This is a genomic window from uncultured Turicimonas sp., from assembly GCF_902477955.1.
Classification (GTDB): Bacteria; Pseudomonadota; Gammaproteobacteria; order Burkholderiales; family Burkholderiaceae_F; genus Turicimonas.
In genome coordinates this window covers 1-6651 of sequence record NZ_CABSJB010000066.1, presented here as the reverse complement: position 1 = coordinate 6651, position 6651 = coordinate 1, and the positions used below count along the sequence as shown (strand labels likewise).

8 protein-coding genes are annotated in these 6651 nt (G+C 42.3%); 2 read left to right on the top strand and 6 right to left on the bottom strand.

Annotation, left to right across the window (positions count from 1 at the left end; genetic code table 11):
• The 3 genes from RDK53_RS12080 to RDK53_RS12070 all read right to left on the bottom strand — a co-directional run.
• On the bottom strand, positions 1-2622 hold a 2622-nt coding region (locus RDK53_RS12080; protein WP_308515208.1), incomplete at its 3' end, for an LPD1 domain-containing protein.
• 36 nt (positions 2623-2658) lie between these two features.
• Positions 2659-3195: a hypothetical protein gene (locus tag RDK53_RS12075; protein WP_308515206.1), complete on the bottom strand. Its 537-nt coding sequence runs from the start codon at positions 3193-3195 to the stop codon at positions 2659-2661.
• A gap of 61 nt (positions 3196-3256) precedes the next feature.
• Entirely contained in the window at positions 3257-3532 is a 276-nt protein-coding gene (locus tag RDK53_RS12070; RefSeq protein ID WP_308515205.1) for a hypothetical protein, read from the bottom strand.
• A 132-nt stretch (positions 3533-3664) separates the two neighbouring features.
• Between RDK53_RS12070 and RDK53_RS12065 the strand changes: the two genes are divergently transcribed.
• A complete protein-coding gene (locus RDK53_RS12065; protein WP_308515203.1) occupies positions 3665-3979 on the top strand; it encodes a HigA family addiction module antitoxin in 315 nt (104 codons plus the stop codon).
• A 36-nt stretch (positions 3980-4015) separates the two neighbouring features.
• On the top strand, positions 4016-4195 hold the full coding sequence (locus RDK53_RS12060) for a hypothetical protein (RefSeq protein ID WP_066593139.1): 180 nt from the start codon (positions 4016-4018) through the stop codon (positions 4193-4195).
• A 14-nt stretch (positions 4196-4209) separates the two neighbouring features.
• Here the strand turns inward: RDK53_RS12060 and virB10 are convergent, their stop codons facing one another.
• Genes virB10 through RDK53_RS12045 form a run of 3 tightly spaced genes read right to left on the bottom strand, consistent with a single transcriptional unit; the run spans position 4210 to position 6621 of the window.
• Complete coding sequence (gene virB10, locus RDK53_RS12055; protein WP_308515200.1) at positions 4210-5448, bottom strand: type IV secretion system protein VirB10; 1239 nt, start codon at positions 5446-5448, stop codon at positions 4210-4212.
• A 1-nt stretch (position 5449) separates the two neighbouring features.
• Complete coding sequence (locus RDK53_RS12050) at positions 5450-6292, bottom strand: TrbG/VirB9 family P-type conjugative transfer protein (protein WP_308515199.1); 843 nt, start codon at positions 6290-6292, stop codon at positions 5450-5452.
• A complete protein-coding gene (locus RDK53_RS12045; protein WP_308515196.1) occupies positions 6289-6621 on the bottom strand; it encodes a type IV secretion system protein in 333 nt (110 codons plus the stop codon). The genes RDK53_RS12050 and RDK53_RS12045 overlap by 4 nt, the downstream gene beginning before the upstream one ends.
• Positions 6622-6651: the final 30 nt, after the last annotated feature.

Sequence of the window (6651 nt, the reverse complement as noted above, 5' to 3'; positions counted from 1 at the left end):
CTCTTTGTAATTTTTAAAGAACGGCTGTACATTGGAGTCAGAAAGTCTTTTCTGTACTTTTTCCATCAGAGGGTCTTTTTCTTTTAATCCTTCTCGGAAAAGTTCATTAGCCTGTGTAATCAGTCTTTCGGTTCTCTCTTTAAACTGCGAATCCCGTGACATATGCACGCCGATTTCATGAAGCACAACGGCAACAGAATTTTCCTTGGTCAGGTTGTCTGCAACCAGATAAGAGCATTTTGCCTTGGGATCGTAGAAACCCAGAATTTTTTCGTTTATCGGCTCTTGAACAGACAAGGTTTGAAAGCTGCCTTCTCGTTCTTTCGTGGCGTGAATGAAAAGAGCCTCCTCCTGATTTTGAGCAATGTAAAGTTTGTTTGCCTTGATAAGCTGAACAATTCCGTTTTCACCGAATTCTTTGGTTAGGAGCTCTCTAATGTCCAAACGAGGTGTCCCTGCTTTTTCTGTTATTTCTCTCGAATAAAGCTCTACTCCCTTTTTTGTTTCTTTATTTTTAATAACGGCAAAGAGTTCTCTGAATTTATCGCATACCTTCTTTACATCTTCTCCGTCTAAGTACGGATAGAAGTTATCTTTTCCTAGAGATTTTTCACTGAAAGCGGCATTAGTCAGGAAATCATTTTGTATGTTAAGTTCTTTACAGCGATACTGAATAAAGGCTTCAAAACTTCTGGCAGATTCTTCTATTTTCGACTGCCAATAAGCGTTTTTCTTCTTCATTCTTTGATGCATTGAAGAAGCTCTTATTGCTTCTACCACATCTCCCCACGCATGAAAAACTTGCGGACGCAGCTTGGTTTCATGCTCGAAGTGAATTTCTCTGAGGTCGTCTTTAGTAATTTGGTGTTTCAACGAATAGGTCACGCTTCTGCCGTCTTTAAATGCAGTGTGATGAGTAAGGGTCTCCAACACAAGGCCTGTGCTTACGGCGGGAAACAAAGGGTTTGATGTAAGTTTGCTTTCAATTGATTCCACAACCGCATCGGGCGTTTTTGAGTAGGCTTCAATTTGTCTGCGCAGATTTTCTTTATAAGCCTCTGATAGACCGAACCTTACAGGTTCAGCCTTGTCGCTTAGGAATTTGCTTTCGAAGAGTTTCGCTTCATATAGATCACAAGCCATGTGGTGATCCAGTGCATGAAACCATTCATGCGCCAAACTCGAATATCCCTTAGTTTTTGTCAGATTAATCAGTCGATTTTGCGGGTCATAGTGAGCAGAAGCAGAGCCGAATCCTCGGGAACCAAAACAAAGTCCCAGTTCACCGTTCAGAGCAACGGCCTTAGGAGGTATGTTTAAAATTTCTGCCAGATCTTTGAGAGAATCAAAAGCATTGTTAAGCATCCACTGACGCTCTCTGCCGTGTTTGCCTTGTTTTACCCAATTACCGAATTCGACGCCACGGAAACCGAACGTTGACATAAACATTTCCGGCGTAGCGTCTTTTCCTTGCCGCCAATCAGTCCCAATTCTTTCACGAATAGGTGAATTTCCTCTCCAATCCTTCTCGCTTTTTGAATACTCCGTCCTTAGTTCAAGATATTTGCTTTCAAACTCTTCTTGATGTCTGAGCACATAATCCCAAAAATCCGCGTCGGATTTAAAAGCTATCCTTTCGGTAAGTTGAAGCTCTATGCTGCCCTGTTTTCCATAGATTTCATAAGTATGAGATTGACGGTCCCCGCGCCCAAACAATCGAATAGCTGAAATCTTTTTGGGTTTATCTTCCTTTTGTTCATCTTCTTGCTTTTCAGCCTCTAAATACCTTTGCAGAGAAATACTCAATTGCCGATTTAAATTTTGCTTAAATTCCTCTTCATCTTTGCCGACAACAACAGCTATATAAGGAATTCTTTCTCCGTCTTCGTCCAGAAAACACAGAGGATGTTTCTCTTTGGCGTTATTTTCATTAAAACCGACTGCAATTTGAAAGGGGTAATCGTTAATATCCGAACCATCACTCAATTTCCAATCATTAGCAGTGGGAATGGCTTTTGCGTTTCGGAATACACCCATTCTCAAATAAGGCCAGAACTTACCATCGGCTAGAGATAGAACCTCATAACTTTCTTTTCCTATTCCATAAAATCTATCAAAAGCTCTGACATCTCCTACTTCTGGAGCATCCTCTCCAAAGAGCACCTGACGGTGCAGACCGATTGCGGTTAACGCTGTTTTTAAGTAACCTTGATAACGAGGCGAGCTTTGTGCAGGCTTTCTGCCGCTCATAGTTCCTCTAACAAGCCAGAGGCATGCGGCAGCCTTCGGATTAATTTTTTGAAGTTCTATTATCGAATCTTTGGGCCAAACTGAATCCAATGGCTCCCTTGATAGACGTTTCTCCAGTTCGCTTTGCTCGTCATAGAGAAACTGATTTGATTGTCTATTGACTCTGACTTTGCCTTTGCGCTGGTTGTCCAGATCTTCACCAAAATCATTAAGTTTCCTGCTTCCGTCCCGATTAAATTGAACTCTTTCCGAAGTTTCCGGCATTTTCACTGCCGGTTTAGAAACTCGTGAAACAGGACTTCTGACAGAGGGAGCCTCTTCTGTCTTCTCGGGCAAAAGAGCAAAAAAGTCTAATTCAAGTTGTTCAGCCATTAAGCGAGCCATATCTTCCTCACATTCCAATTTTTATTAACGTTCTTGATCTTTATTTGCCGGCTTTTCTTTGCCGACAGTTTCAGCAGTTTTCTGAGGGGAAGGCTCGTTTAGTTTCAATGTCACTCCCTTTTCTTGAGCGGCCAAAAACATATCTGCTAGCTTTGCTCGAAAGGCAGGTTTTAGGTCCGGATGATTGCGAAACTCATCTTGGCGAATATGAGCTTGATAGACGCTTTCAAATGTTTTTTTATTCTCCTCTGACAACTTACCTAACTTATTGTCAGTCTCGATTCTCTGCTCTTCAGCTTTTATGAGATCACGGTTAATTGCGACTACTTCAACGCAGTCAGCCATCAAACCGCTAATTTCACATCTTGCAAATACCGGTGCGTCTACAGTCTCCGGTTTAACTTCGACAACCTCCCATTCTCTTTCAAATTTTTCAATGCCTTTTTCTTCTTTTTCGTCTAAATCGGAAGGAAGCTCGTCTGTCGCTCCGGCAAGATATGATGCCCAATGCTGAGATACATAAAGTGTGTCGGCATATTTCAGCCTGTCTTTAAATTCCATTTCTTTTTTCCTTAAGGATTGGTTTGTCTCCGCTAGTCGTGCAAATTGAAATTAGTTTTATTTATTTTTCTTTTTCTTTTGATTGTTGTTTGAACTGGACTCTAACGGCATTACGGCTTGGTGCATTGATGTCGTAGCGGTTCAAAGAAATTTTTATTCCTTGATTCTGCGCACTAAGAAACACTGAAGTGAGTTTTTCTTCAAGTCCTTCTGCAAGCTGCGGATGCTCTTTAAATTCTTTTGTTTTTCCGTATGCTTCCAGCAGCGTCTGCAATGCTCTCTGATTTTCTTCACTGAGCTTATGCCGTTGGTTCAACTTTTCATGTGCGTTCTTCATTAATTCCTCTCTTAAGTTCTAATAGGTAAAAATAGCTAAATCAGATTGGCGGCTTGCGCAATCCTCACCGTGCTTTTAGGATTGGGAAATGGAAAGTTATCCGCCCATTTTTGATTACAAGGACGACTATTAATGACAAAACTAAATCCATGCCATCCCGGGCTAATCATTGAAGACGTCCTTACTGCTTTTAAGATCACGCCGGCTTCCTTAGCGAAGGCATTGAAGGTCTCTCCTTCAACTGTTTTCGGAATCATCTCTGGAAAGATAGGGATTTCAGCGGATTTAGCTTTGCGTGTGCAAAAAACTTTAGGTATCAGTGCTCGCTTGCTTCTTAATATGCAAAGTGCATATGATCTTCGACAAGCGGAAATCAACCTTGAAAAAACGGGTTTGCTGCTTTCTCTTCCGGCCTTGGTTGAGAAAGTCTCTCTTACGCACAATTGAGGCTTCTTTAGCCTAAAAGCTTGAAGGAAATATTTGATGTCCCAAAAAAAACTTAATAAGTTCTCAGTGGACGATGAAATAAACCAATTCTGCGAAGATCTTATTTCTTCAGTCCGGCAGATGAAACAAGGCAAAGTTGAAAGAAAAACTTTTGTGGTTCCTATTGTCGAAACACGAAAGAAAACCGGCTTAACCCAAGAAGATTTTGTAAAATAGTATCTCATTTCTCCTTACCTCTTTATCGGATTAAGCTGATAGACACCCGAAAAATCAACATCTCTGGCAACAAAAATGCCGATTCTCTCACCTTGATTTTTTGTCAGTGTCGGAGGAATATTGCCGCTTTGACGCATAGCTTCTTCAATGATTTTTTCCATGCCGTCTTGGGAGTTTTGGTAGTAGTTAACGCCGCCGGAATTCTCTGTCTGTTTAGTCATCGCAAACTCAAAACCGTCCTGAACTAAAGTAAACAGAAGAGCATTGCCAAAGCGGGCCCACCAATGAAAGTCGATATGACCGGGAAGCCCGGAGCCGCCCAAAGAGTCAGTACCCGGCGAATCAAGCATGACTCTTACTCCCTTAGGAGTCTGGACTTGAGTCCAAAGAACAAAAATTCGATTAAGACCGTTTTCAACAGCTCCCTTGTACTCACCGATAGCTTTAGAGCCTTTTTCTATCAATAAAACTTTGCCGTTTGCTGAATAAACATCCTGTGGGATTACGCAGCTCGTCATGCCCGGGACAGTCGTATCAAGCTTAGTTTCCAAAATGCAGTCAATAAACGTACCCTTTGCCAATAGCAAGTTTCGATCCGGCATCATGACGGCTCTTGTTGAAGGAGTAGCCATGCCGTGCATAAGAGAACCGAGCTTGCCGCCCGCACCGGAGCTCACATAACCTTCCTGCTCTTCTTCCCGCAGGGTGCTTGCTAGTCCTTTTCCGTTGCCGCCCCCTTGTCCGGAAGCTCCGGAGGATTCTCCCATCATCGGAGCCATATTCCGTTTTTCAGCAAGTGTCGGCTCCTTCTTTTGCTCTTTTGCCGGAGCACCGAACCCTTGAGGTCCGGTAGATTCAATTCGAGGAGGCTCACTAAATACTGTTACGGTTGCAGGAGCCGGGAGCGGAGCTACAGTTGGAGACTTTTCTTCTTTTACTTCAATACTCTTTACTTGAGGTTCAACTTTTGGTTCTGGAGGAGTAATTGATTCAAGAGAAGGCAAAATTAAAGATTTTGCAGAGTTGTAATGAATAGGCTCTTTTTCCTTTGTTTCAACTGACTTTGGAGCAAATTTCTGATAAAAACCAACACCAATGCAGGCTAAAAGAAACAAAGCCAAGCAGACACCAATTACAGCTCCTTTTTTAGACTTGTTTTTTCTTTTTCCGGCAACGCTCGGAATGCCTTTACTTGTCTGAGCAAGGTCAGTCTCTTCTTGTTCGATTGAATTGATTTTGTCTTGTTGGGCCATATTAATTGACCTCCTTAATAAGCGTGCGTTCGACACCGGGAACGCTTACGCCGGTTTCTTTTCTTACACCGCCTCCGGTATAGCCGTCGTTGTAGATGCCGACTACTCCTTGTCCGGCTCGAAGTCTTAGTTCTTTGTAAATTCCGTGAATTACAAGCCATTGTCCTTTGACATGACTGTTAAGCAGAGTTTCTTCATCATCGTCTGCAACTCTGTAAACAGCGGGAAAATCGGTGTGCTTGTCGAACTTAAGATAAGTAAACTGGCCGTCATCAAAAATCTCAAGGGGAGCCAGATCTCTTGACAGAGAAGAGGAGCCGAAGTTTTCGGTGTAAAGCGTGTTCTTCTTCTCCTCCTCCTCGATTGCCGCTTCATTTAAAGGCGAGTTGCTTAACAAAGCATTCACAGTTTTTTTCTTAGCTTCTTCTTGAGCTTTCTGAGCCTCCAGCATTGGATATCTGAAGGTCATCGAGTAAGTGGCGTTCTTTTTATTTGAAGTAAGTTTTACATCAAAAAGATAGGTGTACCGGTCAGTGACGACCACTAAGTTTGTTGTGCCTTGAAAATCTTTTGGCTTCAGGAAAAAATGATTATTGCGTGCAGCAAATTCCCAAGCGGTAGAGTATCCGCTGCCCCAATCAAGAACCTTTTCTCCCTCACCGAAAACAATGGCAGTAATAACGCCGTTGACGGCATTAATTGGATAGACCTGACCTTCTTTATGTTCGGTATAAAGAACTCGTTTGTCCAGACTGCTGGAAACCGGTTTTTCTAAGGCACTGACGGAAAAAGCAGACAGAGCAATCAAACTTGCAGCGATAACTTTAACTGTTAATTTTTTCATGGCGTACCCTCCAAAATGCGGTCAGTACGCCAGCTTGTAACAGTAAACCCAAGCGGATTAATCAGACGCTGCGACTCTTCCATCGAATACGTCGGGTTGTATTCGTATCCGATCGTGGCTCTCCAAGAGTGCCTCATCTCTTCTTGATTGGTATAGGTATCAACCAGTCTCTTAGTGAATCGAACAGTAGCTACACCGTTTCCGTTAGGAACGACTGATTCAATATCACAGATAATTTTCTTTTTATCTTTCAGTTTGTTTTGAATAGAGTTTTTATTGTCAGCACCATACTGTTCATCATAAGTTTGGAAAATTGCCGGCACGCTCATTAGTCAAACTTATGATGAACAGTATGGTGC